The sequence below is a fragment of the Sodalis sp. RH22 genome, from assembly GCF_047324165.1.
In the GTDB taxonomy this organism is placed as follows: Bacteria; Pseudomonadota; Gammaproteobacteria; order Enterobacterales; family Enterobacteriaceae; genus Acerihabitans.
Genome location: NZ_CP178731.1, coordinates 4,462,948 through 4,488,734 on the forward strand (window position 1 = coordinate 4,462,948; position 25,787 = coordinate 4,488,734).

Here is a 25,787-nt window from a genome sequence, read left to right on the forward strand (position 1 = left end):
GGAGTAGTACGATGGCGAAACTGCATGATTACTACAAAGACGAACTAGTCGAAAAGTTAATGAAAGAATTCGGCTATCATTCTGTCATGCAAGTCCCTCGGGTCGAGAAGATCACCCTGAACATGGGTGTTGGTGAAGCGATTGCTGATAAAAAACTGCTGGATAATGCTGCGAACGATTTAGCGGCAATTTCCGGTCAAAAACCGCTTATCACCAAGGCACGCAGATCCGTTGCGGGCTTCAAAATCCGTCAGGGCTATCCGATCGGCTGTAAAGTAACCCTGCGTGGTGAACGCATGTGGGAGTTCTTTGAGCGACTGATATCCATTGCTGTACCGCGTATTCGTGACTTCCGTGGCTTGTCCACCAAGTCGTTCGATGGTCGTGGTAACTACAGCATGGGCGTACGTGAGCAGATCATCTTCCCGGAAATCGATTATGACAAAGTCGATCGCGTTCGTGGCTTGGATATTACCATCACCACTACTGCGAAATCCGATGATGAAGGTCGTGCACTGTTGGCCGCCTTTAACTTCCCATTCCGCAAGTAAGGCAGGGTACTAATGGCTAAACAATCCATGAAAGCACGCGAAGTCAAACGCGTGAAATTAGCTGAGAAATTCTTCGCAAAGCGCGCTGAACTTAAAACCATCATCTCAAGCGTAGGTTCTTCTGATGAAGAACGTTGGGATGCGGTTCTCAAGCTGCAGACTCTGCCGCGTGATTCCAGCCCGTCTCGTCAGCGTAACCGCTGCCGCCAAACTGGTCGTCCGCATGCTTTCCTGCGGAAATTCGGGTTGAGCCGTATCAAAGTCCGTGAAACTGCCATGCGCGGTGAAATCCCGGGTCTGAGAAAGGCTAGCTGGTAATTGTCACCAATTGAATCACGGGAGTAAAGACAGATGAGCATGCAAGATCCGATCGCGGATATGCTGACCCGTATCCGTAACGGTCAAACCGCGAACAAAACAGCGGTCTCCATGCCTTCCTCCAAGCTTAAAGTGGCCATCGCCAATTTGCTGAAAGAAGAAGGCTTTATTGAAGAATTCAAAATCGAAGGCGACACCAAGCCTACGCTGGAAATCGTACTGAAGTACTTCCAGGGTAAGCCGGTTGTGGAAACCATCCAGCGTATCAGCCGTCCTGGTCTGCGTATCTATAAGAAAAAAGATGCGTTGCCGAAAGTTATGGCCGGTTTAGGTATTGCTGTTGTTTCTACCTCTAAAGGTGTCATGACTGATCGTGCGGCTCGCCAGGCTGGTCTTGGTGGCGAGATTATCTGCTACGTAGCTTAATCGGGAGGAAAACATGTCTCGTGTTGCAAAAGCACATGTCGTAGTTCCTGCCGGCGTAGAGATAAAACTCAACGGTCAGGAAATTTCGATCAAAGGTAAAAACGGCGAGCTGAGTCGTACTATCCACGACGCTGTTCATGTTAACTATGCGGACAACAACCTGACGTTTGTGCCTCGTGAAGGCGAAGCGAATGGCTGGGCCCTGGCGGGTACGACCCGTGCACTGTTGCATGCAATGATTGTCGGTGTTACTGAAGGCTTCACCAAGAAGCTGCAGCTGGTAGGCGTAGGTTATCGTGCCGCGGTAAAAGGCAATGTGGTGAATTTGGCCCTTGGCTATTCACACCCCATCGACCATGTTTTACCGGCAGGCATCACCGCTGAATGCCCGACCCAGACTGAAATCGTGCTGAAAGGCGCTGATAAGCAGGCTGTTGGGCAGATTGCGGCTGATTTGCGAGCCTATCGTCGTCCTGAGCCTTACAAAGGCAAGGGTGTCCGTTACGCCGACGAAGTCGTGCGTACCAAAGAGGCTAAGAAAAAGTAAGGTAACACTATGGATAAGAAAGCAGCTCGTATCCGTCGTGCGACCCGCGCACGCCGCAAGCTCCAAGAACTGGGCGCAACCCGCCTGGTTATACATCGTACCCCGCGCCATATTTATGCGCAGGTCATTGCCCCGAATGGTTCTGAAGTTCTGGTAGCCGCTTCTACAGTAGAAAAAGCTATCGCGGAGCAATTAAAGGGTACCGGTAATAAAGATGCCGCGACTGCTGTAGGTAAAACTATTGCAGAACGCGCTCTGGAAAAAGGCATCAAGATTGTCGCTTTTGACCGTTCCGGATTCCAATATCATGGTCGAGTCCAGGCACTGGCAGATGCTGCCCGTGAAGCTGGCCTTCAGTTCTAAGGTAGAGGTGTAAGATGGCACACACTGAGAAACAAGCTGGCGAACTGCAGGAAAAGCTTATCGCGGTAAATCGCGTTTCCAAGACCGTTAAAGGTGGCCGTATTTTTAGTTTTACCGCACTGACTGTTGTTGGTGATGGTAACGGCCGCGTAGGTTTTGGCTACGGCAAAGCACGCGAAGTTCCGGCAGCGATCCAGAAGGCGATGGAAAAAGCCCGTCGCAATATGATGAATGTCGCGCTGAACAGCGGCACCCTGCAGCATCCTGTTAAAGGTGCTCATACGGGTTCCCGTGTGTTCATGATGCCGGCTTCCCAAGGTACCGGTATTATCGCCGGTGGTGCAATGCGCGCCGTCCTGGAAGTCGCAGGGGTCCACAACGTATTAGCAAAGACCTATGGTTCCACCAACCCGATTAACGTGGTTCGTGCAACTATCGATGCCCTTGCTAACATGAAGTCCCCCGAAATGGTCGCTGCCAAGCGTGGTAAATCCGTTGAAGAAATTCTGGGGTAATTGACCATGGCACAGATGATTAAAATAACTCAGACGCGCAGTTCCATCGGTCGTCTGCCGAGACACAAGGCAACTTTGGTTGGCTTGGGCCTGCGTCGCATTGGTCACACCGTAGAGCGCGAGGATACTCCTGCTGTACGCGGTATGGTCAATTTGGTTTCCTACATGGTCAAAGTTGAGGAGTAAGAGATGCGCTTAAATACTCTGTCTCCGGCTGAGGGCTCCAAGCACGCTCCTCGGCGTGTAGGTCGCGGTATCGGTTCCGGTCTCGGTAAAACCGCAGGTCGTGGTCACAAAGGTCAGAAGTCTCGTTCTGGCGGTGGCGTACGTCGTGGGTTTGAAGGTGGCCAGATGCCTTTATACCGTCGTCTGCCCAAATTCGGCTTCACCTCGCGCAAGGCTATGGTCACGGCGGAAGTTCGCCTGTCCGAGCTGGCGCAGGTGGAAGGCGAGGTTATCGATCTCAACACGCTTAAAGCCGCTAACATTGTTGGCACCCAGATTGAATTCGCGAAAGTCATGCTTTCCGGCGAAATCAATCGCGCAGTAACCCTGCGCGGTCTGCGTGTCACCAAAGGCGCTCGTGCTGCAATCGAAGCTGCTGGCGGTACAATTGAGGAATAAGTAGCAGATGGCCAAACAACCAGGATTAGACTTTCAAAGTGCTAAAGGCGGATTAGGCGAGCTGAAACGCAGACTTTTGTTTGTTGTTGGTGCCTTGATTGTCTTCCGTATCGGCTCTTTTATTCCGATTCCTGGTATCGATGCCACTGTGCTTGCGAAATTGCTCGAACAGCAGAGAGGCACCATCATTGAAATGTTCAACATGTTCTCTGGTGGTGCGCTCAGCCGTGCTTCGATCTTCGCCTTGGGGATCATGCCGTATATTTCGGCATCGATCATTATCCAGCTGCTGACGGTTGTTCACCCGGCGCTGGCGGAGATCAAGAAAGAGGGTGAGGCTGGCCGTCGCAAGATTAGCCAGTACACCCGCTACGGCACGTTGGTATTAGGTATATTCCAGTCGATCGGTATTGCTACCGGTTTGCCGAATATGCCGGGGATGCAGGGCCTGGTGTATAATCCGGGCTTTGCGTTTTACTTTACCGCGGTGGTGAGCCTGGTCACGGGGACAATGTTCCTGATGTGGTTAGGTGAACAGATTACTGAACGAGGTATCGGCAACGGTATTTCAATCATTATCTTCGCGGGTATCGTAGCGGGCTTACCGCCGGCTATCGCCCATACCATTGAGCAAGCTCGTCAAGGCGACCTGCACTTCCTCCTGTTGCTATTGGTTGTAGTACTCGTATTTGCAGTGACGTTTTTTGTTGTTTTCGTCGAGCGTGGCCAACGGCGTATTGTCGTTAACTATGCCAAGCGTCAGCAAGGGCGTCGTGTTTATGCGGCACAGAGCACACATTTGCCGTTGAAGGTGAACATGGCCGGCGTTATACCGGCAATTTTCGCCTCCAGCATCATTCTGTTTCCGGCCACGATTGCATCATGGTTCGGCGGCGGTACCGGTTGGGGATGGCTGACAGCGATTTCACTGTATTTACAGCCTGGACAACCGCTTTATGTGTTACTCTATGCGTCTGCAATCATATTCTTCTGTTTCTTTTACACGGCATTGGTGTTTAACCCGCGCGAAACAGCAGATAACCTGAAGAAGTCCGGTGCATTTGTACCAGGCATTCGTCCGGGAGAGCAAACGGCTAAATATATTGATAAAGTAATGACCCGTCTGACCCTGGTCGGTGCGATGTACATTACGTTTATCTGCCTTATCCCGGAGTTCATGCGTGACGCAATGAAAGTTCCCTTCTATTTTGGGGGCACATCTTTATTGATTGTCGTTGTGGTGATCATGGACTTTATGGCTCAAGTGCAGACTCTGATGATGTCTAGTCAATATGAGTCCGCATTGAAGAAAGCAAACCTGAAAGGCTATAACCGCTAATCCGGCCAGCTTGAGAAGTTACGGAGAGTAAAAATGAAAGTTCGTGCTTCCGTCAAGAAGTTATGTCGTAACTGCAAAATCGTTCGTCGCCATGGCGTCGTTCGCGTAATTTGCAGCGAGCCTAAGCATAAACAACGCCAAGGCTGATAAATTCGGCATTTTTTTCTTGCAAAGTTGGGTTGAGCTGGCTAGATTAGCCAGCCAATCTTTTGTAGGTCAACGCAACATTGTTTGAGTATCCTGAAAACGGGCTTTTCAGAATGGTGTTGCCGTTTAAATTTTTAGGAGTGCATAGTGGCCCGTATAGCAGGCATTAACATTCCTGATCAAAAACATACCGTGATCGCGTTAACTTCAATCTACGGTATCGGTAAGACCCGTTCACAAAAAATTTGTGAAACCGCGGGTATTGCTGAACATGTTAAGATCAGTGAGCTGTCTGAAGAGCAGATCGACACGCTGCGTGACGCAGTTGCTAAATTTGTGGTCGAAGGTGATCTGCGCCGTGAAGTAACCCTGAGTATCAAGCGTCTTATGGACCTTGGTACCTATCGTGGTTTGCGTCATCGTCGTGGTCTTCCGGTTCGCGGTCAGCGTACCAAGACCAATGCCCGTACCCGTAAGGGTCCGCGCAAACCGATCAAGAAATAATCGGGGTGAGTAAATAATGGCTAAGGCACCTGTTCGTGCACGTAAGCGTGTTAAAAAGCAAGTTTCAGATGGCGTGGCTCATATCCATGCGTCTTTCAACAATACCATCGTTACTATTACCGATCGTCAGGGTAATGCGTTGGGTTGGGCGACGGCCGGTGGTTCCGGTTTCCGTGGTTCTCGTAAATCCACTCCTTTCGCCGCGCAGGTTGCAGCAGAACGTTGCGCTGAAGCAGTGAAAGAGTATGGCATCAAGAATCTGGAAGTTATGGTTAAAGGACCTGGTCCGGGCCGTGAGTCTACCGTTCGCGCGTTAAACGCGGCTGGTTTTCGCATCACTAATATTACTGATGTGACTCCGATCCCCCATAACGGTTGTCGTCCGCCGAAAAAGCGCCGCGTATAACGCCGCTTCTAGGTTAGTTGGAGAAAGAAAATGGCAAGATATTTGGGTCCTAAGCTCAAGCTGAGCCGTCGTGAGGGCACCGACCTATTCCTGAAGTCTGGTGTTCGTGCGATCGATTCCAAGTGTAAAATTGAACAGCCTCCTGGACAGCATGGCGCGCGTAAACCGCGTCTGTCTGACTACGGGGTGCAGTTGCGTGAAAAGCAAAAAGTCCGTCGTATCTACGGCGTTCTGGAACGTCAGTTCCGCAACTACTACAAAGAAGCAGCGCGTCTTAAAGGCAATACCGGTGAAAACCTGTTGCAGTTGCTTGAAGGTCGTCTGGACAACGTTGTTTACCGTATGGGTTTTGGCGCTACTCGCGCTGAATCACGCCAATTGGTCAGCCACAAGGCGATCATGGTAAACGGCCGTGTTGTCAACATCGCTTCTTACCAGGTTACTCCGAATGACGTTGTAAGCATCCGTGAGAAAGCGAAAAAGCAATCCCGTGTTCGTGCCTCATTGGAACTGGCTGAACAGCGTGAAAAGCCGACCTGGCTTGAAGTTGACGCTGCTAAGATGGAAGGGGTGTTCAAACGTATTCCAGAACGTACCGATCTGTCTGCGGACATTAATGAACACCTGATAGTCGAGCTTTACTCTAAGTAAGGCTTAGTACCAAAGAGAGGACACAATGCAGGGTTCTGTGACAGAGTTTCTAAAACCGCGCCTGGTAGATATCGAGCAAGTCAGTTCGACGCACGCCAAGGTGACCCTTGAACCTTTAGAGCGTGGCTTCGGCCATACCCTAGGTAACGCACTGCGCCGTATTCTGCTTTCGTCGATGCCGGGTTGCGCGGTGACCGAGGTTGAGATTGATGGTGTACTGCACGAGTACAGCACCAAAGAAGGTGTACAGGAAGACATCCTGGAGATTCTGCTCAACCTGAAAGGGCTGGCGGTGAGAGTTCAAGGTAAAGATGACGTTATCCTTACTCTGAATAAATCTGGCATTGGCCCTGTAACCGCAGCCGACATCACCCATGATGGGGATGTCGAAATCGTCAAGCCGCAGCATGTGCTGTGTCACCTGACCGATGAAAACGCATCGATTAATATGCGTATCAAAGTTCAGCGTGGTCGTGGTTACGTGCCGGCTTCTGCCCGAATTCATTCGGAAGAAGATGAGCGCCCAATTGGTCGTTTGCTGGTCGACGCATGCTATAGCCCTGTAGAGCGTATCGCCTACAATGTTGAAGCTGCACGCGTTGAACAGCGTACCGACCTGGACAAGCTGGTCATCGAAATGGAAACCAATGGCACGATCGATCCTGAAGAGGCGATCCGCCGCGCGGCAACCATCCTGGCTGAACAACTTGAAGCTTTTGTTGATTTACGTGATGTACGTCAACCAGAAGTTAAAGAAGAAAAACCAGAATTCGACCCGATCCTGCTGCGCCCAGTTGACGATCTGGAATTGACTGTCCGCTCTGCTAACTGCCTTAAGGCAGAAGCCATCCACTACATCGGTGATCTGGTACAGCGTACCGAGGTTGAGCTCCTTAAAACGCCCAACCTTGGTAAAAAATCTCTTACCGAGATTAAAGACGTGTTGGCTTCCCGTGGGTTATCTCTGGGCATGCGCCTCGAGAACTGGCCTCCGGCAAGTATTGCTGATGAATAACCCGATCACAGGGTAAGGTTTTACTGAGAAGGATAAGGTCATGCGCCATCGTAAGAGTGGTCGTCAACTGAACCGTAACAGCAGCCATCGCCAGGCTATGTTCCGTAACATGGCCGGCTCTCTGGTTCGTCACGAGATAATCAAGACGACCCTGCCAAAAGCGAAAGAGCTGCGCCGTGTTGTTGAACCGCTGATTACACTTGCCAAGACCGACAGTGTTGCAAATCGTCGTCTGGCATTCGCCCGTACTCGTGATAACGAGATCGTGGCAAAACTGTTTAACGAACTTGGCCCGCGTTTCGCGAGCCGTGCCGGTGGTTACACTCGCATTTTGAAGTGTGGTTTCCGTGCAGGTGACAATGCGCCGATGGCTTATATCGAGCTGTTAGATCGTGCTGCAGAATCCCAAGTTCCAGCGGAAGCGGTCGCAGAGTAATCTGCCCCGTGTACGCGTCCAAAACCCGGCTCCGGCCGGGTTTTTTATTGCCGGTACAAAGTGCCGGCCGCCGCTGCGATGCCGGGCGTTTGTGGCGCTGCGCCGCCGGCGCTTATCATCCGCACGGCAATGCGTTATGCTCATCAATGACCTGTCTGTAGAAGGAGCGGTTGTTATGTGGTTAGTTGATGAATTGGCGGAGCGGCATATCCAGCAGGCCCAGCAAAAGGGCGAGTTTGATAACCTGCCGGGATACGGCCTACCCCTTACGCTTGATGACGACAGCGCCGTGCCTGAAGATTTGCGGGTAGGCTACCGGCTGCTGAAAAATGCCGGTTATCTGCCGGCGGAGCTACAGGATCGCAAGGATGCGCTGCGTTTAAGCGATCTGCTGCGGGGCATAGACGCGCAGGATGCCCGTCATGAGGAAATCAGCGCGCGGCTGCGACTGCTGGAAATCAAGCTGCGGCTGGCGGGAATCAGCACCGATTTTTTGCATCAAGGCTATCATGATCAGCTGCGGCGGCGCTTTGGCGCTGCGGCCAAAGGCTAAACCAGCCGGCAACATATTTTATTTTTCCGCTCTCGCGTTTGGTACGGTTTGCTATAATATCGCCCACAGCTTACCGGCTGGGTTTATACCGGGGGTTGGCTCTTTGCTGGTATTACTGCCGGCAAACAAATCATTTAGCGAGGATATGATGACTGAGAAATACCGCCATACCAAAGGCACTATTAACGACAATGCCATCGCGGCACTTTTGCACGATCCGCTGTTTCGCCAGCGCCGTGAGAAAAATGTGAAGGGTAAGGGCAGCTATTGTCGTAAAGGCAAAAACGCTAAGGCCCAAAACTGGGAGGCCAGTGGTAACGTCATCAAGCGTAACGTTACCACTGGCTTTCTGGTTTGCGGCGCATTCCTTATTGAACGTTGCCAGCACCGGAAGTCTGTCTAGCCTGACCCGCTATAACTCACCGCTTTGTTTTGCGCGCTTTAAACAGCACTGACTGGAATCACGTCCTAAAGCGTCGGCGGCTGCTGCGGTGGCAGCGAGGTGGAGGAGGTGGAGACCGACTGGTTCTGTTGCTTGAGCAGATCGCGGATTTCAGTCAACAGCGTTTCTTCAGCGCTCGGTTTCGGCGGCGCCGCCGGGGCTTCTTCATGCTTGCGATGCAGCCTGTTAATCAGCTTGATAACACAAAACACCGCCAGGGCGACGATCAGGAAATCGAAGACATTCTGCAGGAAAATACCGTATTGCAATACCACGGCCGGCGTATCGCCCTGCGCGGGTTTCAGCACCCACCCGAACGAGCGGAAATCCACCCCGCCAATCAATAAACCCAGCGGCGGCATTATGACGTTGGCCACCAGGGACGTGACGATTTTACCGAAGGCGGCACCAATTATTACCCCGACTGCCAGGTCCACAACATTGCCGCGCATGGCGAATTTTCTGAATTCCTGCAGGAAACTCATAGGCTTGCTCCTTCTTGGTTAATGACAAATTAAGTCTAACAAAGGATGCTGTTTTTACCAGAATCTTTAACAATTTGTGGCAATTGGGTGTGCCGGTGCGCCGGCATTTTATAAAAAGAACGGGCTGGGCTGGAATAAACGCTCGACGTCGGTAATGAATTTTTTATCGGTCAGGAACATAATTACATGGTCGCCCTGCTGGATACGGCAGTTTTTATTAGCGATGATGACATCGTCGCCCCGGACGATGGCGCCGATAATAGTGCCGGGCGGCAATTTGATGGCATCAATGGTGCGTCCCACCACTTTTGACGTGCTTTCATCACCATGGGCGATAGCCTCGATGGCCTCGGCGACGCCGCGGCGCAAGGAGGACACGCTGACGATATCCGCCTTGCGCACATGGCCCAGCAATGCCGATATGGTGGCCTGCTGCGGCGAAATAGCGATATCAATCACGCTGCCCTGCACCAGATCCACATAGGCGCGGCGTTGAATCAACACCAGGACCTTTTTAGCGCCCATGCGTTTGGCCAGCATCGCCGACATAATATTGGCTTCGTCATCGTTGGTAATGGCGATGAAGACATCGATTTGCTCGATATGCTCTTCGGCCAGCAGTTCCTGATCGGAGGCGTCGCCAAAAAATACAATGGTGTCATGCAGCAGCTCCGCCAGCTCCGCCGCCCGCTGCTGGTCGCGTTCGATAAGCTTGACGCTGTAATCTTTTTCCAGTCGCTGCGCCAGCCCCGCGCCGATATTGCCGCCGCCGACAATCATGATGCGTTTATAGGGTTTTTCCAGGCGCTGCAGCTCGCTCATTACCGCCCGGATATGGGGCGATGCGGCGACAAAAAACACTTCGTCGCCGGCCTCGATCACCGTCGATCCCTGCGGGCGGATAGGGCGATCCTGGCGGAACACGGCGGCCACGCGGGTATCGATATGCGGCATATGTTCGCGTAGGGAGGACAGGGCATTGCCCACCAGCGGCCCGCCGTAATAGGCTTTTACCGCGGCGATGCTGACTTTCCCCTGGGCAAAATTCACCACCTGCAGCGCCCCGGGGTATTCGATCAGTTTATAAATATTGTCGATCACCAATTGTTCGGGGGAAATAAGATGATCGATGGGCACCGCCTCGGGCGAAAACAGCTTGGCGGCTTCGCGGATATAATCGGCCGAACGGATGCGTGCAATACGATTGGGCGTTTTGAATAACGTATAGGCAATCTGGCAGGCGATCATATTGGTTTCATCGGAATTGGTCACCGCCACCAGCATGTCGGCATCCTCCGCGCCGGCTTCACGCAATACCCGTGGATGCGAGGCATGGCCCTGGATGGCGCGAAGATCGAATTTATCCTGTAATTGGCGTAGCTGGGCCGGGTTGGTATCGACGATGGTGATATCGTTGTTTTCGCCCACCAGGTTTTCAGCCAGGGTGCCGCCCACCTGTCCCGCCCCAAGGATTATTATTTTCATAGTCGGTTCTTCATGCCCATTCTGTGCGGGTCAATATGCCCGGTGCGTCACTCTTTATCATCTTAGCGTAAAAGAAGCCGTCACCGTCATCTGCGGCGGGAAAACATTGCCGGCCAGGGTGGTCGGCATCGCCGGTTTCAACCAAAACGGCGTCGGCGTGGCTTGCCAGGAAGGCGCCGATTTGTTCGCTGTTCTCTTCGGGCAGTACTGAGCAGGTCGCGTAAAGCAGCGTGCCGCCGGGTTTAAGCAACGGCCAGATCGCAGTGAGGATCTGCCGCTGCAATGCCGCGAGCTCCCCGATATCACGATCGCGCCGTAGCCACTTGATATCCGGATGGCGGCGGATCACGCCGGTGGCGGAGCAGGGAGCGTCAAGCAGTATGCGGTCCCAGGTCCGATCCTGGTTCCATTCGCCAGGGCGGGTGCCGTCGCCCACCAGCACCTGGGCCCGCTGTCCCAGGCGCTGCAGGTTTTCCTCGATACGCGCCAGACGCAGGGGGTCGATATCCACCGCCGTGACACGGGCGTCGGGGGCCAGCTCAAGGATATGGGTGGTCTTGCCGCCGGGCGCGGCGCACAGATCCAGAATATCCTCTCCCGCCTGCGGCGCCAATAGCAGCGCGCAGCCCTGAGCCGACGCGTCCTGCACCGTTACCCAACCCTGTGCAAAGCCGGGCAGCCGGCCGACATTGCAGGCAACGTCCAGTTTAACCGCCTCAGGCAGGCTTGGATGGGCGCTGGCGGCAATGCCCTCCTGCGCCAGCAGGGCGAGATACGCCGCGCGGCTGTGATGCAGCCGGTTAACCCGCAGCCACATCGGCGGCCGTTGGTTATTGGCCTCGATAATGGCCTGCCAGTGAGCGGGATATGCCTGCTGGAGACGTTTTACCAGCCAGGACGGGTGGAGGAAACGGCTTTCCTCTTGCGCGGACGCGGCCAGCAATGCCTCCTGCTGACGCTGGAACTGACGCAGCACGCCGTTCACCAGGCCCTTCAACTGCGGCGTTTTCAGCACTACCGCGCCTTCCACCGTCTCGGCCAGCGCGGCATGGGGCGGGATGCGGGTATAGAGAAGTTGGTAAATGCCGACCATCAGCAGATAGTGCACCGGCCGCTGTTTACCGGTCAGCGGTTTTGCCATCAACTGCCTGATTATCCATTCCAGCTGCGGCAGGGTACGTAAAATGCCAAAGCACAATTCCTGCAGCAGCGCGCGGTCCTTATCGGCCAGAGGACTTTGCAGCATCGGTAGCAGCTGGCTCAGAGACTGGCCGTGATCCAGCACTTGGGACACCGCCTTTGCTGTAATGGCGCGGAGGTTATATCGTTTATTCATAGTTGACCGAAGGAAAGTGAAGGTGGCCGCAATTAAACCGCCCGCGCCATTGCTGGCATTGCCGGGCGGTAGCCGGGAGGCATCAATCCAGGATGGCGCCGGGGGTAAACCACTCACGGCGGGAATTCAGTAAATCCTGCGCCGCCATGGGCTTTTTCCCCGCAGGCTGGAGCAGCGTCAAATTGAGCGCGCCGCTGGACGTCGCGACCTGAATGCCGTTTTTATCGGCTTGTAGAATCGTGCCGGGGGCGGACTGCGCCGGTAAATCCAATGCCGCCGCCTGCCAGACTTTAATGGTCTGGCCGCCGACGGTAAAAAAGCTTATCGGCCAGGGGTTAAAGGCACGCACGCAGCGCGCAAGCATAGCGGCCGGGCATGACCAGTCCAGGCGCGCTTCTTCTTTGCTCAGCTTTTCGGCGTAGGTTACCAGGCTCTCATCCTGCTTTTCCGGCGCCAGGGTGCCGGCGGCGCTGCGCGCCAGGGTATCGAGCAGCGCCCGCGGACCGATTGCAGCCAGTTTTTCATACAGGCTGGCGCTGGTGTCCCCGGGCTCTATGTCGCAGGCTGATTGATACAGCATATCGCCCGTATCCAGGCCCGCGTCCATTTGCATGATGGTGACGCCGGTGACGCTGTCGCCCGCCCACAGGGCGCGTTGAATCGGCGCCGCGCCGCGCCAGCGCGGCAATAACGAACCATGGACGTTCAGGCAGCCCAGGCGCGGCATATCCAGCACCGCCTGGGGCAGTATCAGTCCGTAGGCCACCACCACCATGATGTCGGCCCCAAGCTCCGCCACCAAGCGCTGGCTGTCCGCGGGGCGCAGGGATTTGGGCTGGTATACCGGCAACAGGTGCTGTTGCGCCAGAATTTTTACCGGACTGGCCGTAAGCCTGTTGCCCCGGCCCGCCGGGCGGTCGGGCTGGGTAAAGACGCCCACCACCCGATGCGCGGAATCGAGCAGCGCCTGGAGATGGCGCGCGGCGAAATCCGGCGTACCGGCAAAGATGACACGTAAAGAATCGGACACGTTAATTCCTGTATGGCGACGGTTATTTTTCGGCGCGGGCGTTGATTTTGGCCAGTTTTTCCATTTTCTGGCGGATGCGCTGGCGCTTTAGCGGCGAGAGGTAATCAACGAACAGTTTGCCGACCAGATGGTCCATTTCATGCTGGATGCAAATGGCCAATAGCCCGTCCGCCTCCAGCTCGAACGGCTTGCCGTCGCGATCGAGCGCGCGCACCGTAACCTTCTCCGCGCGGGGTACGAAACCGCGCTGATCGGGTATGGACAAACAGCCTTCCTCGATGCCTGTTTCACCGCTTTTGGCAATCAGTTCGGGATTGATAAATACGTGGCGCTCGTTGTGGTCTTCCGACACATCGATCACGATAATCCGCTGATGTATATCCACCTGGGTCGCGGCCAGGCCGATGCCCTCTTCTGCGTACATGGTTTCAAACATATCATCCACGATACGCCGAACAGCGTCGTTAACTTCTTTTACCGGTTTCGCAATAGTGCGAAGCCGCTCGTCGGGGTAATGTAACACCTGCAATACTGGCATATGAGTCTATATCTGTGTCCGATTATGAAAACGATTCTGTCTCTTATTCTAGACATTTCCCGCCCTGATTGACAGCATCCGCAAGCAAATGTCACGACATACGCCGGCAAAAGGCGCGGGGGAACCATGACTGAACTGGAAATGTGGCTGCGCATGGCGGCGGTAAAAGGCGTTAACGGCGCCAAAGTGCAGCGTTGCCTGTCACAATTGCCCCTTCCCGGCGATTTTAGCCCGCAACCGCTCCTTTACGCCTGTCTCACCCCCGGCCAGCGTCAACGCTTCCTGCAATATCCCGTCGGTGACATTGAGGCCGCCCTGCGCTGGCTGGAGCATCCGCTGCATCATTTTGTGCCCTTTACCGATCCCGGCTACCCCGATGCGCTCAGGTCCCTCGCCTGTCCGCCGCCGGCGCTATTTATCATCGGCGACCCCGCCTGCCTGGCCTCCCCGCAGCTGGCCATGGTCGGCAGCCGGGTATGCAGCCGCTACGGCGAGCAGTGGGGCACGTTCTTTGCCGCCGATCTGGCGCGGTGCGGCCTGGCCATCACCAGCGGGCTGGCGCTCGGCATTGACGGGATATGCCATCGCTCGGCGCTGGACGCGCAGGGCAAAACCATCGCGGTACTGGGCAGCGGCCTGCAGAACATTTATCCGTCGCGGCACCGGGGGCTTGCCGGGCGCATCGTGGCGCAGGGCGGCGCGCTGGTATCCGAGCTGGCATTAGACGCCCCGCCCCTGGCGGCGCATTTCCCCTACCGCAACCGGATTATCAGCGGCCTGAGCCAGGCGGTGCTGGTGGTGGAGGCCGCCGCCCGCAGCGGTTCGCTGATTACCGCCCGTTACGCCCTCGATCAGGGCAAGGATGTCTATGCCTTGCCCGGTCCGCTGGGCAACGCGGCGAGCGCCGGCACTCATTGGCTTATCCAACAAGGCGCTTACCTGGTAACCCAGCCGAAGGAGATTATTGAACAGCTCGGCGGCGGCCTGCATTGGCTGCCTTTGCCGCCACCGGAAATTATTTCTGCGCCAGAATGCGAACTTGAATTGCCATTTGCCGAGGTGTTGGCTAACGTAGGAGATGAGGTTACACCTGTTGACGTCGTCGCTGAACGTGCCGGCCGGTCTGTACCAGAGGTAGTGTCAAAGCTATTGCAACTGGAGTTAGCAGGCTGGATCGCAGTTGTACCCGGCGGCTATGTCCGTTTAAGGAGGGCAGGCCATGTTCGACGTTCTAATGTACTTGTTTGAAACATACATCCACAATGAAGTGGAAATGCGGGTCGATCAGGACAAGTTAACCGACGATCTCACCCGCGCGGGTTTTCATCAGGACGATATCTACAATGCGCTCAACTGGCTGGAGAAGTTGGCCGATCTGCAGGACGGACAGGGCAAATCCTTCGCCATGGGCGGTGATCCGCTGGCATTACGCATTTACACGGATGAAGAGAGTCAGTTCCTGGATACGGAATGCCGCGGATTTTTATTGTTTCTGGAACAGATTCAGGTGTTAAACCTTGAAACGCGTGAAATGGTGATCGATCGCGTCATGGCACTGGATGCCGTCGAGTTCGATCTGGAAGATCTTAAATGGGTAATCCTGATGGTGCTGTTTAATATCCCCGGATATGAAAATGCCTATCAGCAGATGGAAGATCTTGTATTCGAAGAAGATGAGAGCCGTCTGCACTAGAGAATCACTGACGATATATCCCTATGGCAAAAGCTGCGCTCTTTAACGCAAGGCAAACCGAACTCTGCCCTGAATGCGGGGCAGAGCTCGTGATTCGTTCCGGGCAGCATGGACCCTTTCTCGGATGTTCCCAGTATCCGCGCTGCGCTTATATTAAATCGCTTAAACAGCAGGCTGACGGCCATATCGTCACGGTGCTTGAGGGGCAGTCATGCCCGGTGTGCCAGGGCAGCCTGGTGCTGCGCCAGGGCCGCTACGGCATGTTTATCGGCTGTGGCAATTATCCTGACTGTGATTATATTGCCGCCATGGACCAGCCGGATGAAACCGCCTTCAGTTGCCCCGAATGCAAAACGGGCAAACTGGTACAACGCACTTCCCGGTTTGGCAAAATCTTTTATGCGTGCGACCAGTATCCCCACTGCCGGTTTGTGCTTAATTTCAAACCGGTGGCGGGTGAATGCGAATTTTGCCATTTTCCGCTGCTATATGAAAAAAACACCGCGCGCGGGCCCCGGCTTTTTTGTGCCGATAAGCGCTGCGCCAAGCCGGTATCGATAAAAGAAAATGATGAAAAATAATCAACCGCCGGCATTGGCCGGACTGGTGGACACGCTGCGGCAAGGGCGCATCGTCGCTTACCCCACCGAAGCGGTTTTCGGCCTGGGATGCGATCCGGATAACGAGTCGGCGGTCCAGGCGCTGCTGGCCCTTAAGCAGCGCCCCTGGACCAAAGGCCTGATTCTCATTGCCGCCAATTATCAACAGCTATTGCCTTATATCGACGAGACCGCGCTTACCCCGCAGCAGCGGGAGCGTGTCTTTGCCCGCTGGCCGGGGCCGGTGACCTGGGTGATGCCCGCCCGTCCGGAAACGCCGCGCTGGCTAACCGGCCGGTTTTCCACCCTGGCGGTACGGGTTACCGCCTATGAGCCGGTGCGGCGCCTTTGCCTGGCGTTCGGCAAACCGCTGGTTTCAACCAGCGCCAATGTCACCGGCCAACCGCCTGGCCGCACGCCCGCCGAGGTTCGCCAGCAGTTGGGCGATAACTTTCCCGTGATGGAAGACCGGGTGGAAGGGCGGCTTAACCCTTCGGAAATTCGCGATGCATTAACCGGCAGCCTTATCCGGCAGGGTTAATCAGGAGAACCGCTTATGGATACTTACGCCGTTTTCGGCAATCCGATACACCACAGCAAATCGCCCCATATCCATGCGCTGTTTGCCGCGCAAACCGGTATCGGCCATCCGTACGGGCGGGTGTTGGCCCCGGAGGATGCGTTTGAGCAAACCCTGCGCGATTTTTTTGCCGCCGGCGGCGAAGGCGCCAATATCACCATGCCTTTTAAAGAACGGGCGTTTGCGCTATGCGATCAGTTAACCGAACGGGCTTCCCAGGCAGGCGCGGTCAATACCGTTAAAAAACAGCAGGACGGTACGTTGCTTGGGGATAATACCGATGGCATCGGCCTGCTGGCGGATTTGCAGCGCCTGGGACTGATAACGCATGACAGCAGGATTTTGCTTATTGGCGCGGGCGGCGCGGCGCGCGGGGTCATCCTGCCGTTGCTCTCTTTTGGCTGCGCGATAGTACTCACCAATCGCACCTTCAAACGGGCGCAGGAACTGGTGTCCTTCTATCACCATGCCGGCGAAATCAGCGCGCGGCCGCTGGATGAATTGGCCGCACCGGATTTCGATCTGGTGATTAACGCCACCACCTCCGGCATCCATGGCGAGATCCCGTCACTGGCAACAACGCTGATTACCCCGGAGGTTCGCTGCTACGATATGTATTACCAGCGCGGACTGACGCCGTTTTTGCGCTGGTGCGCCGTGCAGGGTGCCGGGCATAGCGCCGATGGCCTGGGAATGCTGGTGGGCCAGGCGGCTTATTCGTTTATGCTGTGGCATGGGGTGATGCCCGATATCGCACCGGTACTGGAACAGTTGCGCAGCGAGCTGTCTGTCTGAAACGGCGAATTCGCCTGCCCTTTGCCGCCGCCGGGCAGGCGGTGTTATCCGCTATCCGGTCTGCTCGGTGGCGCCGGCGGCTATTTTTCCTGGGCCAGGTACTGATCCTTCCAACGCACATAATTATTGGCTGAATAGAGCAGGCCCGCTATTTCGGCGGGCGTAAGCGCCCTGACCCTGCGAGCCGGGCTGCCGAGATACAGATAGCCGCTTTCCAGCCTTTTGCCCGGCGACACCAGACTTCCCGCACCTATCATGACGTCATCTTCCACCACCACCCCGTCCAGCAGGATAGACCCCATGCCGACCAGGACGCGATTGCCAATGGTGCAGCCGTGCAGCATAGCCTTATGCCCCACGGTAACATCCTCGCCGATAACCAGCGGATTGCCCGCCGGATTATGTTCTGATCTATGGGTGACATGCAGCACCGTGCCGTCCTGGATATTGGTGCGGGCTCCGATGATAATATTGTTGACGTCGCCGCGCATGGCAACCAGCGGCCAGATGCTGACGTCATCCGCCAGGGTGATCTCACCGATCACCACGCTTGAGGGATCGATCATCACCCGTTGACCCAGGATCGGAAACCGCTCCTGGAAGGGGCGCAATGATTTTGACAATTCCGACATGTTTCTACCTTTCCATCGATCTGTTTTTATCGACTGTATCGCCGTAACGGCATAGATATCAACACTGGAGATCCGGAAAAATCCCCTTTTTGGGCAAGAGATCGCTCAAGATCGGGGCATAAGGGATGAAAAATAGACAGTTGGCAAGAAAAGATCAAAAAACGCTTGTGCAATATATCCGGATCCCTATAATGCGCCTCCATCGACCGGCACCGTGCAGCACATCGCGGGGTAGCGGAAACGAGTCAGAAGACAGGCCGAACGGGCTTGACACTGAAAGAGGAAAGCGTAATATACGCCACCTCGCGCCAGACTGATTACAGCGGCGCACTGCTCTTTAACAATTTATCAGACAATCTGTGTGGGCACTCACAAGACCGTATCGAAACACAAAAATACCAAGTCTTGAAGAGTGAACAAACAGTTAATTCATAAGATTAACAGTATGACAATCTTTGAGCATCAAGCTTTTAATTGAAGAGTTTGATCATGGCTCAGATTGAACGCTGGCGGCAGGCCTAACACATGCAAGTCGAGCGGCAGCGGGAAGTAGCTTGCTACTTTGCCGGCGAGCGGCGGACGGGTGAGTAATGTCTGGGGATCTGCCTGATGGTGGGGGATAACTACTGGAAACGGTAGCTAATACCGCATAACGTCGCAAGACCAAAGTGGGGGACCTTCGGGCCTCACGCCATCGGATGAACCCAGATGGGATTAGCTAGTAGGTGGGGTAACGGCTCACCTAGGCGACGATCCCTAGCTGGTCTGAGAGGATGACCAGCCACACTGGAACTGAGACACGGTCCAGACTCCTACGGGAGGCAGCAGTGGGGAATATTGCACAATGGGCGCAAGCCTGATGCAGCCATGCCGCGTGTGTGAAGAAGGCCTTCGGGTTGTAAAGCACTTTCAGCGGGGAGGAAGGCGATAAGGTTAATAACCTTGTTGATTGACGTTACCCGCAGAAGAAGCACCGGCTAACTCCGTGCCAGCAGCCGCGGTAATACGGAGGGTGCGAGCGTTAATCGGAATTACTGGGCGTAAAGCGTACGCAGGCGGTCTGTTAAGTCAGATGTGAAATCCCCGGGCTTAACCCGGGAACTGCATTTGAAACTGGCAGGCTAGAGTCTCGTAGAGGGGGGTAGAATTCCAGGTGTAGCGGTGAAATGCGTAGAGATCTGGAGGAATACCGGTGGCGAAGGCGGCCCCCTGGACGAAGACTGACGCTCAGGTACGAAAGCGTGGGGAGCAAACAGGATTAGATACCCTGGTAGTCCACGCTGTAAACGATGTCGATTTGAAGGTTGTGGCCTTGAGCCGTGGCTTTCGGAGCTAACGCGTTAAATCGACCGCCTGGGGAGTACGGCCGCAAGGTTAAAACTCAAATGAATTGACGGGGGCCCGCACAAGCGGTGGAGCATGTGGTTTAATTCGATGCAACGCGAAGAACCTTACCTACTCTTGACATCCAGAGAAGTTTGCAGAGATGCGAACGTGCCTTCGGGAACTCTGAGACAGGTGCTGCATGGCTGTCGTCAGCTCGTGTTGTGAAATGTTGGGTTAAGTCCCGCAACGAGCGCAACCCTTATCCTTTGTTGCCAGCGAGTAATGTCGGGAACTCAAAGGAGACTGCCGGTGACAAACCGGAGGAAGGTGGGGATGACGTCAAGTCATCATGGCCCTTACGAGTAGGGCTACACACGTGCTACAATGGCGCATACAAAGAGAAGCGAACTCGCGAGAGTAAGCGGACCTCACAAAGTGCGTCGTAGTCCGGATTGGAGTCTGCAACTCGACTCCATGAAGTCGGAATCGCTAGTAATCGTGGATCAGAATGCCACGGTGAATACGTTCCCGGGCCTTGTACACACCGCCCGTCACACCATGGGAGTGGGTTGCAAAAGAAGTAGGTAGCTTAACCTTCGGGAGGGCGCTTACCACTTTGTGATTCATGACTGGGGTGAAGTCGTAACAAGGTAACCGTAGGGGAACCTGCGGTTGGATCACCTCCTTACCGAAATAGATACTAGATTGTGTAGTGTCCACACAGATTGTCTGATAACTGTAACGAGCAAGAAAAACCTTCTATAGGCTTGTAGCTCAGGTGGTTAGAGCGCACCCCTGATAAGGGTGAGGTCGGTGGTTCGAGTCCACTCAGGCCTACCATTCCTTCCCATGCTGCGTTGCGGCGCCACTCGTTTATTTCAATAAACTTCGTGACCCCACGCCTTGCCTGGAAACGAATGGGCTATCAAGTTGTTCTCCTTTCTAAATGCCATTGCTTTGTAGCTTAATTGATGCACAGCAATTTCAGTGCGGGAAAGAGTCTGGTTGATGTTAAAAGGTTAAACGACTTGGGGCTATAGCTCAGCTGGGAGAGCACCTGCTTTGCACGCAGGGGGTCAGCGGTTCGATCCCGCTTAGCTCCACCATTTCCTGACGGGGATGGGTGGTAAGATTGTCTGGTTTTTCTTATTTATTTCAGAGCACATTGTTACGCAACCGCGTATCAGTATGCTGCGAAATACATGCTCTTTAACAATCCGGAACAAGCTGAAAATTTGAAAAAAAACATGCTGAGCAAAATCAGTATGCGATTCTCTCAAAGCAAGCAAACCTAATGATTGCCGTGTCGATGGCAATCTCTGTAGCCCAGGCGAGGGTTTACTCTCACCAGGGTGAGACTGTGCGAACAGTGTCAGGGCAAGGCGCACGGCGCGCAGCCAGCGGAGTGGACTCAATGTCCATGAGCATGGCGAGCACCGCGCAACGATGCCATGGCAGTGTGCAGCCAGTCGCAACACAGACACTTTAGGGTTGTGAGGTTAAGTGAATAAGCGTACACGGTGGATGCCTAGGCAGTCAGAGGCGATGAAGGACGTGCTAATCCGCGAAATGCGCCGGTGAGCTGATATGAAGCGCTATCAGCCGGCGATGTCCGAATGGGGAAACCCAGTGCAATTCGTTGCACTATCATTACGTGAATCCATAGCGTATTGAGGCGAACCGGGGGAACTGAAACATCTCAGTACCCCGAGGAAAAGAAATCAACCGAGATTCCCCTAGTAGCGGCGAGCGAACGGGGAACAGCCCAGAGTCACCATCAGCGTTTGCATCAGGAGAACGGTCTGGAAAGTCCGGCAACACAGGGTGATAGCCCCGTATCCGAAGGTGCAAGTGCTGTGAGCTCGATGAGTAGGGCGGGACACGTGATATCCTGTCTGAAGATGGGGGGACCATCCTCCAAGGCTAAATACTCCTGACTGACCGATAGTGAACCAGTACCGTGAGGGAAAGGCGAAAAGAACCCCGGCGAGGGGAGTGAAATAGAACCTGAAACCGTGTACGTACAAGCAGTGGGAGCCTTGATTTATCAGGGTGACTGCGTACCTTTTGTATAATGGGTCAGCGACTTATATTCTGTAGCAAGGTTAACCGTTTAGGGGAGCCGTAGGGAAACCGAGTCTTAACTGGGCGTTAAGTTGCAGGGTATAGACCCGAAACCCGGTGATCTAGCCATGGGCAGGTTGAAGGTTGGGTAACACTAACTGGAGGACCGAACCGACTAATGTTGAAAAATTAGCGGATGACTTGTGGCTGGGGGTGAAAGGCCAATCAAACCGGGAGATAGCTGGTTCTCCCCGAAAGCTATTTAGGTAGCGCCTCGTGAATTCATCTTCGGGGGTAGAGCACTGTTTCGGCTAGGGGTCCACCCCGGATTACCAACCCGATGCAAACTGCGAATACCGAAGAATGTTACCACGGGAGACACACGGCGGGTGCTAACGTCCGTCGTGAAGAGGGAAACAACCCAGACCGCCAGCTAAGGTCCCAAAGTCATGGTTAAGTGGGAAACGATGTGGGAAGGCATAGACAGCCAGGATGTTGGCTTAGAAGCAGCCATCATTTAAAGAAAGCGTAATAGCTCACTGGTCGAGTCGGCCTGCGCGGAAGATGTAACGGGGCTAAACCATGCACCGAAGCTGCGGCAGCGGACATATCACTTAAGACAATTGTACGGAAAAACGATTGACGGAGCGCAGCGACGTCAATGCGTTCATCACGTCGAGTTGACTTAAGGATATGTCCGTTGGGTAGGGGAGCGTTCTGTAAGCCTGCGAAGGTGGCCTGTGAGGGCTGCTGGAGGTATCAGAAGTGCGAATGCTGACATAAGTAACGATAAAGCGGGTGAAAAGCCCGCTCGCCGGAAGACCAAGGGTTCCTGTCCAACGTTAATCGGGGCAGGGTGAGTCGACCCCTAAGGCGAGGCCGAAAGGCGTAGTCGATGGGAAACAGGTTAATATTCCTGTACTGGGTGTGACTGCGAAGGGGGGACGGAGAAAGCTAGGTTCGCCGGGCGACGGTTGTCCCGGTTTAAGCGTGAAGGTGGAAAGAGCAGGTAAATCCGCTTTTTCATTCAACACTGAGGCGTGATAACGAGCCACTACGGTGGTGAAGGAATTGATGCTACGCTTCCAGGAAAAGCCTCTAAGCTCCAGGTCACATCGAATCGTACCCCAAACCGACACAGGTGGTCAGGTAGAGAATACCAAGGCGCTTGAGAGAACTCGGGTGAAGGAACTAGGCAAAATGGTGCCGTAACTTCGGGAGAAGGCACGCTGGCATTAGGTGGAGGGACTTGCTCCCCGAGCTGAAGCCAGTCGCAGATACCAGCTGGCTGCAACTGTTTATTAAAAACACAGCACTGTGCAAACACGAAAGTGGACGTATACGGTGTGACGCCTGCCCGGTGCCGGAAGGTTAATTGATGGGGTTATCCGTAAGGAGAAGCTCTTGATCGAAGCCCCGGTAAACGGCGGCCGTAACTATAACGGTCCTAAGGTAGCGAAATTCCTTGTCGGGTAAGTTCCGACCTGCACGAATGGCGTAATGATGGCCAGGCTGTCTCCACCCGAGACTCAGTGAAATTGAACTCGCTGTGAAGATGCAGTGTACCCGCGGCAAGACGGAAAGACCCCGTGAACCTTTACTATAGCTTGACACTGAACATTGAGCCTTGATGTGTAGGATAGGTGGGAGGCTTTGAAGTGTGGACGCCAGTCTGCATGGAGCCAACCTTGAAATACCACCCTTTAATGTTTGATGTTCTAACTCCGGCCCATAATCTGGGTCGAGGACAGTGTCTGGTGGGTAGTTTGACTGGGGCGGTCTCCTCCTAAAGAGTAACGGAGGAGCACGAAGGTTAGCTAATCACGGTCGGACATCGTGAGGTTAGTGCAAAGGCATAAGCTAGCTTGACTGCGAGAGTGACGGCTCGAGCAGGTGCGAAAGCAGGTCTTAGTGATCCGGTGGTTCTGAATGGAAGGGCCATCGCTCAACGGATAAAAGGTACTCCGGGGATAACAGGCTGATACCGCCCAAGAGTTCATATCGACGGCGGTGTTTGGCACCTCGATGTCGGCTCATCACATCCTGGGGCTGAAGTAGGTCCCAAGGGTATGGCTGTTCGCCATTTAAAGTGGTACGCGAGCTGGGTTTAGAACGTCGTGAGACAGTTCGGTCCCTATCTGCCGTGGGCGTTGGAAGATTGAGAGGGGCTGCTCCTAGTACGAGAGGACCGGAGTGGACGCACCACTGGTGTTCGGGTTGTCATGCCAATGGCATTGCCCGGTAGCTACGTGCGGAAGAGATAACCGCTGAAAGCATCTAAGCGGGAAACTTGCCTCGAGATGAGTCTTCCCTGTGGCTTTAAGCCACCTGAAGGGACGTTAAAGACGATGACGTTGATAGGTCGGGTGTGTAAGCGCAGCGATGCGTTGAGCTAACCGATACTAATGACCCGTGAGGCTTAACCTTACAACACCTAAAGTGTTTGACGCGAAGAGAGCGTCGCCCCAAGGGGCGGCGAGAGAATTTTCAGCTTGTAACGGAAAGTATTAAACACAACCGGTCGAGATATTGACGGGTTGTCAACAACGCGGAGCGTTGGCCTTGCACAGGGGAAATGACAAAATCGCCGGGAGCGATTTTGTACAGCGCACAGCGCTGGCCCGCAGGGCGAGTCTCAGGATGAGACGAGAAATTTGCCTGGCGGCACTAGCGCGGTGGTCCCACCTGACCCCATGCCGAACTCAGCAGTGAAACGCCGTAGCGCCGATGGTAGTGTGGGGTCTCCCCATGCGAGAGTAGGGAACTGCCAGGCATCCATTAAGACCAATACCTTGAGCGAAGCGAAAGGCGTTGTGAAGTAACCCTGGCAGTTCGCTACTCGAGTCAGAGAGCAGGACAACAGGCGGAGCCTGTTGAACGCCGCTTGCGGCGGCCCGAAGGGGGCCTGACGCAGTCAGGCATCAACTGCCAGGCATCTATTAAGACCAATACCTTGAGTGAAGCGAAAGGCGTTGGTAAAAAAGCTTTGAGCGCTGATATGGCTCAGTTGGTAGAGCGCACCCTTGGTAAGGGTGAGGTCCCCAGTTCGACTCTGGGTATCAGCACCAGTTTTAACGGTAGAGTTCGGCAAATAAAGAATTTGCCTGGCGGCACTAGCGCGGTGGTCCCACCTGACCCCATGCCGAACTCAGTAGTGAAACGCCGTAGCGCCGATGGTAGTGTGGGGTCTCCCCATGCGAGAGTAGGGAACTGCCAGGCATCCAATTGACGAAGCCCTCTGTGTAAACAGAGGGCTTTTTCATGTCCGTGACCCTGGCGGTTCGCTACTCGAGTAAGAGAGTAGGACAACAGGCGGAGCCTGTTGAACGCCGCTTGCGGCGGCCCGCAGGGTGGCCGCCGCAGGCGGACATCAACTGCCAGGCATCCAATTGGCGAAGCCCTCTGTGCAAACAGGGGGCTTTTTCATGTCCGTAACCCTGGCGGTTCGCTACTCGAGTAAGAGAGTAGGACAACAGGCGGAGCCTGTTGAACGCCGCTTGCGGCGGCCCGCAGGGTGGCCGCCGCAGGCGGACATCAACTGCCAGGCATCCCATTGGCGAAGCCCTCTGTGCAAACAGAGGGCTTTTTCATGTCCGTGACCCTGGCGGTTCGCTACCCGGCTTGCGTATAACGGGTAACAAACATTTATCTGAAGCTCCATTGCACGCTGATGACAAGTACGGTAGGAATGATTATTCCAGTTTCAATACCGAAGTAATCTGTAAAATTGTATTGAATAGCATGATAAATATATGGCGCAAATCCTATTCCAGTCGCTTTCTTAAAATTTTTATAGGCGCCATGATCACCGCAACGACTGAAAGCGTCAAAAAAAAATTCCCCTGTATAACCATATATCCCTTTAAAAACCCAGCCGGAGTCACCCGATATCCAGTCCCTTCTCAATCCCATTGCCAGACAGCGGTCCCCGAAACTGTTGTTCATCGTCCCAAGCAATATACTGTAGTTGGAATCTTCAGAAAATTTGCGCTCGACTGATAAGAATTTATTATCAAAAAACTCATTATATTGCCCATAATTACCAGTCAAGTGATACACAAACGAACCGGTATTGGCGGAATATAAGTTTATCTCTCTGGCATACGTTCTGGTGGCGACGATAAGTATAAAAAAACATAAAGCTTTGCTTGAGTTTTTAAACATTTTAATAATCTCTTTGATAATAAAAATTATATCTTTTATCTGAAAATAATTAAAAAAAACATCAAGAGGGGGAGAGAGAATTCTGTAATGAATATATCTAAGATATAGTTTAAATTCGCACAAAGAAAAAGGCTTTATTTTTTCAATCAGATTTTGCCTGAGACCACCCGCTGCAAACCTGGCTGCCAGCCTGTGATTAACCACTTTCCGGTTGCGTTCAGCA

General features: G+C 54.1%; 29 protein-coding genes, 3 tRNA genes and 4 rRNA genes. 29 read left to right on the forward strand and 7 right to left on the reverse strand.

Annotated features, from left to right (window positions below; all coding sequences use genetic code 11):
• The first annotated feature begins 11 nt into the window (after positions 1–11).
• The 17 genes from rplE (at position 12) to ACL2XN_RS20275 (ending at position 8,798) form a co-directional block, all read left to right on the forward strand.
• Positions 12–551, forward strand: a complete 540-nt coding sequence (gene rplE, locus ACL2XN_RS20195; protein ID WP_162368684.1) for a 50S ribosomal protein L5 — start codon at positions 12–14, stop codon at positions 549–551.
• A gap of 12 nt (positions 552–563) precedes the next feature.
• Positions 564–869 carry a 30S ribosomal protein S14 gene (gene rpsN, locus ACL2XN_RS20200; RefSeq protein WP_410013281.1) on the forward strand — a complete coding sequence of 102 codons (306 nt, stop codon included), beginning with the start codon at positions 564–566 and terminating at the stop codon, positions 867–869.
• Positions 870–902: 33 nt separating this feature from the next.
• Entirely contained in the window at positions 903–1,295 is a 393-nt protein-coding gene (gene rpsH, locus ACL2XN_RS20205) for a 30S ribosomal protein S8 (RefSeq protein WP_410013282.1), read from the forward strand.
• A gap of 13 nt (positions 1,296–1,308) precedes the next feature.
• Positions 1,309–1,842 carry a 50S ribosomal protein L6 gene (gene rplF, locus ACL2XN_RS20210; RefSeq protein ID WP_410013283.1) on the forward strand — a complete coding sequence of 178 codons (534 nt, stop codon included), beginning with the start codon at positions 1,309–1,311 and terminating at the stop codon, positions 1,840–1,842.
• Between the two features lie 9 nt (positions 1,843–1,851).
• Positions 1,852–2,205: a 50S ribosomal protein L18 gene (gene rplR / locus ACL2XN_RS20215; RefSeq protein WP_162368680.1), complete on the forward strand. Its 354-nt coding sequence runs from the start codon at positions 1,852–1,854 to the stop codon at positions 2,203–2,205.
• Between the two features lie 14 nt (positions 2,206–2,219).
• Entirely contained in the window at positions 2,220–2,720 is a 501-nt protein-coding gene (gene rpsE / locus ACL2XN_RS20220) for a 30S ribosomal protein S5 (protein WP_162368679.1), read from the forward strand.
• A gap of 6 nt (positions 2,721–2,726) precedes the next feature.
• Entirely contained in the window at positions 2,727–2,906 is a 180-nt protein-coding gene (gene rpmD / locus ACL2XN_RS20225; protein WP_162368678.1) for a 50S ribosomal protein L30, read from the forward strand.
• Between the two features lie 3 nt (positions 2,907–2,909).
• Positions 2,910–3,344, forward strand: a complete 435-nt coding sequence (gene rplO / locus ACL2XN_RS20230; protein ID WP_162368677.1) for a 50S ribosomal protein L15 — start codon at positions 2,910–2,912, stop codon at positions 3,342–3,344.
• A 7-nt stretch (positions 3,345–3,351) separates the two neighbouring features.
• On the forward strand, positions 3,352–4,683 hold the full coding sequence (secY, locus tag ACL2XN_RS20235; RefSeq protein WP_162368676.1) for a preprotein translocase subunit SecY: 1,332 nt from the start codon (positions 3,352–3,354) through the stop codon (positions 4,681–4,683).
• 33 nt (positions 4,684–4,716) lie between these two features.
• Entirely contained in the window at positions 4,717–4,830 is a 114-nt protein-coding gene (rpmJ, locus tag ACL2XN_RS20240) for a 50S ribosomal protein L36 (protein ID WP_132923644.1), read from the forward strand.
• Between the two features lie 147 nt (positions 4,831–4,977).
• Entirely contained in the window at positions 4,978–5,334 is a 357-nt protein-coding gene (gene rpsM / locus ACL2XN_RS20245; RefSeq protein WP_162368675.1) for a 30S ribosomal protein S13, read from the forward strand.
• Between the two features lie 16 nt (positions 5,335–5,350).
• Complete coding sequence (gene rpsK, locus ACL2XN_RS20250; protein ID WP_131867908.1) at positions 5,351–5,740, forward strand: 30S ribosomal protein S11; 390 nt, start codon at positions 5,351–5,353, stop codon at positions 5,738–5,740.
• Positions 5,741–5,770: 30 nt separating this feature from the next.
• The gene (rpsD, locus tag ACL2XN_RS20255; protein WP_011412065.1) at positions 5,771–6,391 is read left to right on the forward strand and encodes a 30S ribosomal protein S4; all 621 of its coding nucleotides are present in this window, start codon (positions 5,771–5,773) and stop codon (positions 6,389–6,391) included.
• Positions 6,392–6,416: 25 nt separating this feature from the next.
• Entirely contained in the window at positions 6,417–7,406 is a 990-nt protein-coding gene (locus ACL2XN_RS20260; protein ID WP_162368674.1) for a DNA-directed RNA polymerase subunit alpha, read from the forward strand.
• Between the two features lie 40 nt (positions 7,407–7,446).
• Entirely contained in the window at positions 7,447–7,842 is a 396-nt protein-coding gene (gene rplQ, locus ACL2XN_RS20265; protein ID WP_162368673.1) for a 50S ribosomal protein L17, read from the forward strand.
• 175 nt (positions 7,843–8,017) lie between these two features.
• Entirely contained in the window at positions 8,018–8,395 is a 378-nt protein-coding gene (locus tag ACL2XN_RS20270) for a DUF1992 domain-containing protein (protein ID WP_413729341.1), read from the forward strand.
• 148 nt (positions 8,396–8,543) lie between these two features.
• On the forward strand, positions 8,544–8,798 hold the full coding sequence (locus ACL2XN_RS20275) for an alternative ribosome-rescue factor A (protein WP_410016714.1): 255 nt from the start codon (positions 8,544–8,546) through the stop codon (positions 8,796–8,798).
• A 65-nt stretch (positions 8,799–8,863) separates the two neighbouring features.
• Here ACL2XN_RS20275 and mscL read toward each other — a convergent pair whose 3' ends face one another.
• The 5 genes from mscL to def form a co-directional block, all read right to left on the reverse strand.
• On the reverse strand, positions 8,864–9,322 hold the full coding sequence (gene mscL, locus ACL2XN_RS20280; protein WP_413727604.1) for a large-conductance mechanosensitive channel protein MscL: 459 nt from the start codon (positions 9,320–9,322) through the stop codon (positions 8,864–8,866).
• Between the two features lie 108 nt (positions 9,323–9,430).
• Positions 9,431–10,807 (reverse strand): Trk system potassium transporter TrkA, encoded by a 1,377-nt coding sequence (gene trkA / locus ACL2XN_RS20285; RefSeq protein ID WP_413721557.1) that lies wholly within the window; start codon positions 10,805–10,807, stop codon positions 9,431–9,433.
• Between the two features lie 10 nt (positions 10,808–10,817).
• Entirely contained in the window at positions 10,818–12,143 is a 1,326-nt protein-coding gene (rsmB, locus tag ACL2XN_RS20290) for a 16S rRNA (cytosine(967)-C(5))-methyltransferase RsmB (RefSeq protein ID WP_410013287.1), read from the reverse strand.
• 82 nt (positions 12,144–12,225) lie between these two features.
• On the reverse strand, positions 12,226–13,173 hold the full coding sequence (gene fmt / locus ACL2XN_RS20295) for a methionyl-tRNA formyltransferase (protein ID WP_413721556.1): 948 nt from the start codon (positions 13,171–13,173) through the stop codon (positions 12,226–12,228).
• A 22-nt stretch (positions 13,174–13,195) separates the two neighbouring features.
• A complete protein-coding gene (gene def, locus ACL2XN_RS20300) occupies positions 13,196–13,711 on the reverse strand; it encodes a peptide deformylase (RefSeq protein WP_410013289.1) in 516 nt (171 codons plus the stop codon).
• 126 nt (positions 13,712–13,837) lie between these two features.
• On the opposite strand from def, the gene dprA reads away from it, so the two are divergent.
• Genes dprA through aroE form a run of 5 tightly spaced genes read left to right on the forward strand, consistent with a single transcriptional unit; the run spans position 13,838 to position 17,378 of the window.
• Entirely contained in the window at positions 13,838–14,959 is a 1,122-nt protein-coding gene (gene dprA, locus ACL2XN_RS20305; RefSeq protein WP_413729342.1) for a DNA-protecting protein DprA, read from the forward strand.
• Entirely contained in the window at positions 14,931–15,404 is a 474-nt protein-coding gene (locus ACL2XN_RS20310) for a DUF494 family protein (protein ID WP_410013291.1), read from the forward strand. The genes dprA and ACL2XN_RS20310 overlap by 29 nt, the downstream gene beginning before the upstream one ends.
• A 23-nt stretch (positions 15,405–15,427) precedes the next feature.
• On the forward strand, positions 15,428–15,985 hold the full coding sequence (locus ACL2XN_RS20315; protein ID WP_410013292.1) for a topoisomerase DNA-binding C4 zinc finger domain-containing protein: 558 nt from the start codon (positions 15,428–15,430) through the stop codon (positions 15,983–15,985).
• Positions 15,975–16,544, forward strand: coding sequence for an L-threonylcarbamoyladenylate synthase type 1 TsaC (gene tsaC, locus ACL2XN_RS20320; RefSeq protein ID WP_413728850.1), 570 nt, complete (start codon positions 15,975–15,977; stop codon positions 16,542–16,544). The genes ACL2XN_RS20315 and tsaC overlap by 11 nt, the downstream gene beginning before the upstream one ends.
• A gap of 15 nt (positions 16,545–16,559) precedes the next feature.
• The gene (gene aroE / locus ACL2XN_RS20325; protein ID WP_413729343.1) at positions 16,560–17,378 is read left to right on the forward strand and encodes a shikimate dehydrogenase; all 819 of its coding nucleotides are present in this window, start codon (positions 16,560–16,562) and stop codon (positions 17,376–17,378) included.
• An 80-nt stretch (positions 17,379–17,458) separates the two neighbouring features.
• On the opposite strand, the gene ACL2XN_RS20330 is transcribed toward aroE, so the two are convergent.
• On the reverse strand, positions 17,459–18,001 hold the full coding sequence (locus ACL2XN_RS20330) for a gamma carbonic anhydrase family protein (RefSeq protein WP_410016716.1): 543 nt from the start codon (positions 17,999–18,001) through the stop codon (positions 17,459–17,461).
• Between the two features lie 480 nt (positions 18,002–18,481).
• Here ACL2XN_RS20330 and ACL2XN_RS20335 point away from each other — a divergent pair.
• The 7 genes from ACL2XN_RS20335 to rrf (ACL2XN_RS20365) all read left to right on the forward strand — a co-directional run bounded on the left by ACL2XN_RS20335 (position 18,482) and on the right by rrf (ACL2XN_RS20365) (position 24,619).
• A 16S ribosomal RNA gene (locus ACL2XN_RS20335) occupies positions 18,482–20,024 on the forward strand.
• Between the two features lie 75 nt (positions 20,025–20,099).
• A tRNA-Ile gene (locus ACL2XN_RS20340) sits at positions 20,100–20,176 on the forward strand.
• A 190-nt stretch (positions 20,177–20,366) separates the two neighbouring features.
• A tRNA-Ala gene (locus tag ACL2XN_RS20345) sits at positions 20,367–20,442 on the forward strand.
• A gap of 391 nt (positions 20,443–20,833) precedes the next feature.
• A 23S ribosomal RNA gene (locus ACL2XN_RS20350) occupies positions 20,834–23,827 on the forward strand.
• A 230-nt stretch (positions 23,828–24,057) separates the two neighbouring features.
• Positions 24,058–24,173 (forward strand): 5S ribosomal RNA (gene rrf / locus ACL2XN_RS20355).
• A 219-nt stretch (positions 24,174–24,392) separates the two neighbouring features.
• Positions 24,393–24,468: transfer RNA gene (locus ACL2XN_RS20360), tRNA-Thr, on the forward strand.
• A 35-nt stretch (positions 24,469–24,503) separates the two neighbouring features.
• A 5S ribosomal RNA gene (gene rrf, locus ACL2XN_RS20365) occupies positions 24,504–24,619 on the forward strand.
• Together the 16S, 23S and 5S rRNA genes with 3 tRNA genes alongside form the textbook arrangement of a ribosomal RNA operon.
• 426 nt (positions 24,620–25,045) lie before the next feature.
• Here rrf (ACL2XN_RS20365) and ACL2XN_RS20370 read toward each other — a convergent pair.
• Positions 25,046–25,564 (reverse strand): hypothetical protein, encoded by a 519-nt coding sequence (locus ACL2XN_RS20370; RefSeq protein ID WP_410016717.1) that lies wholly within the window; start codon positions 25,562–25,564, stop codon positions 25,046–25,048.
• Positions 25,565–25,787: the final 223 nt, after the last annotated feature.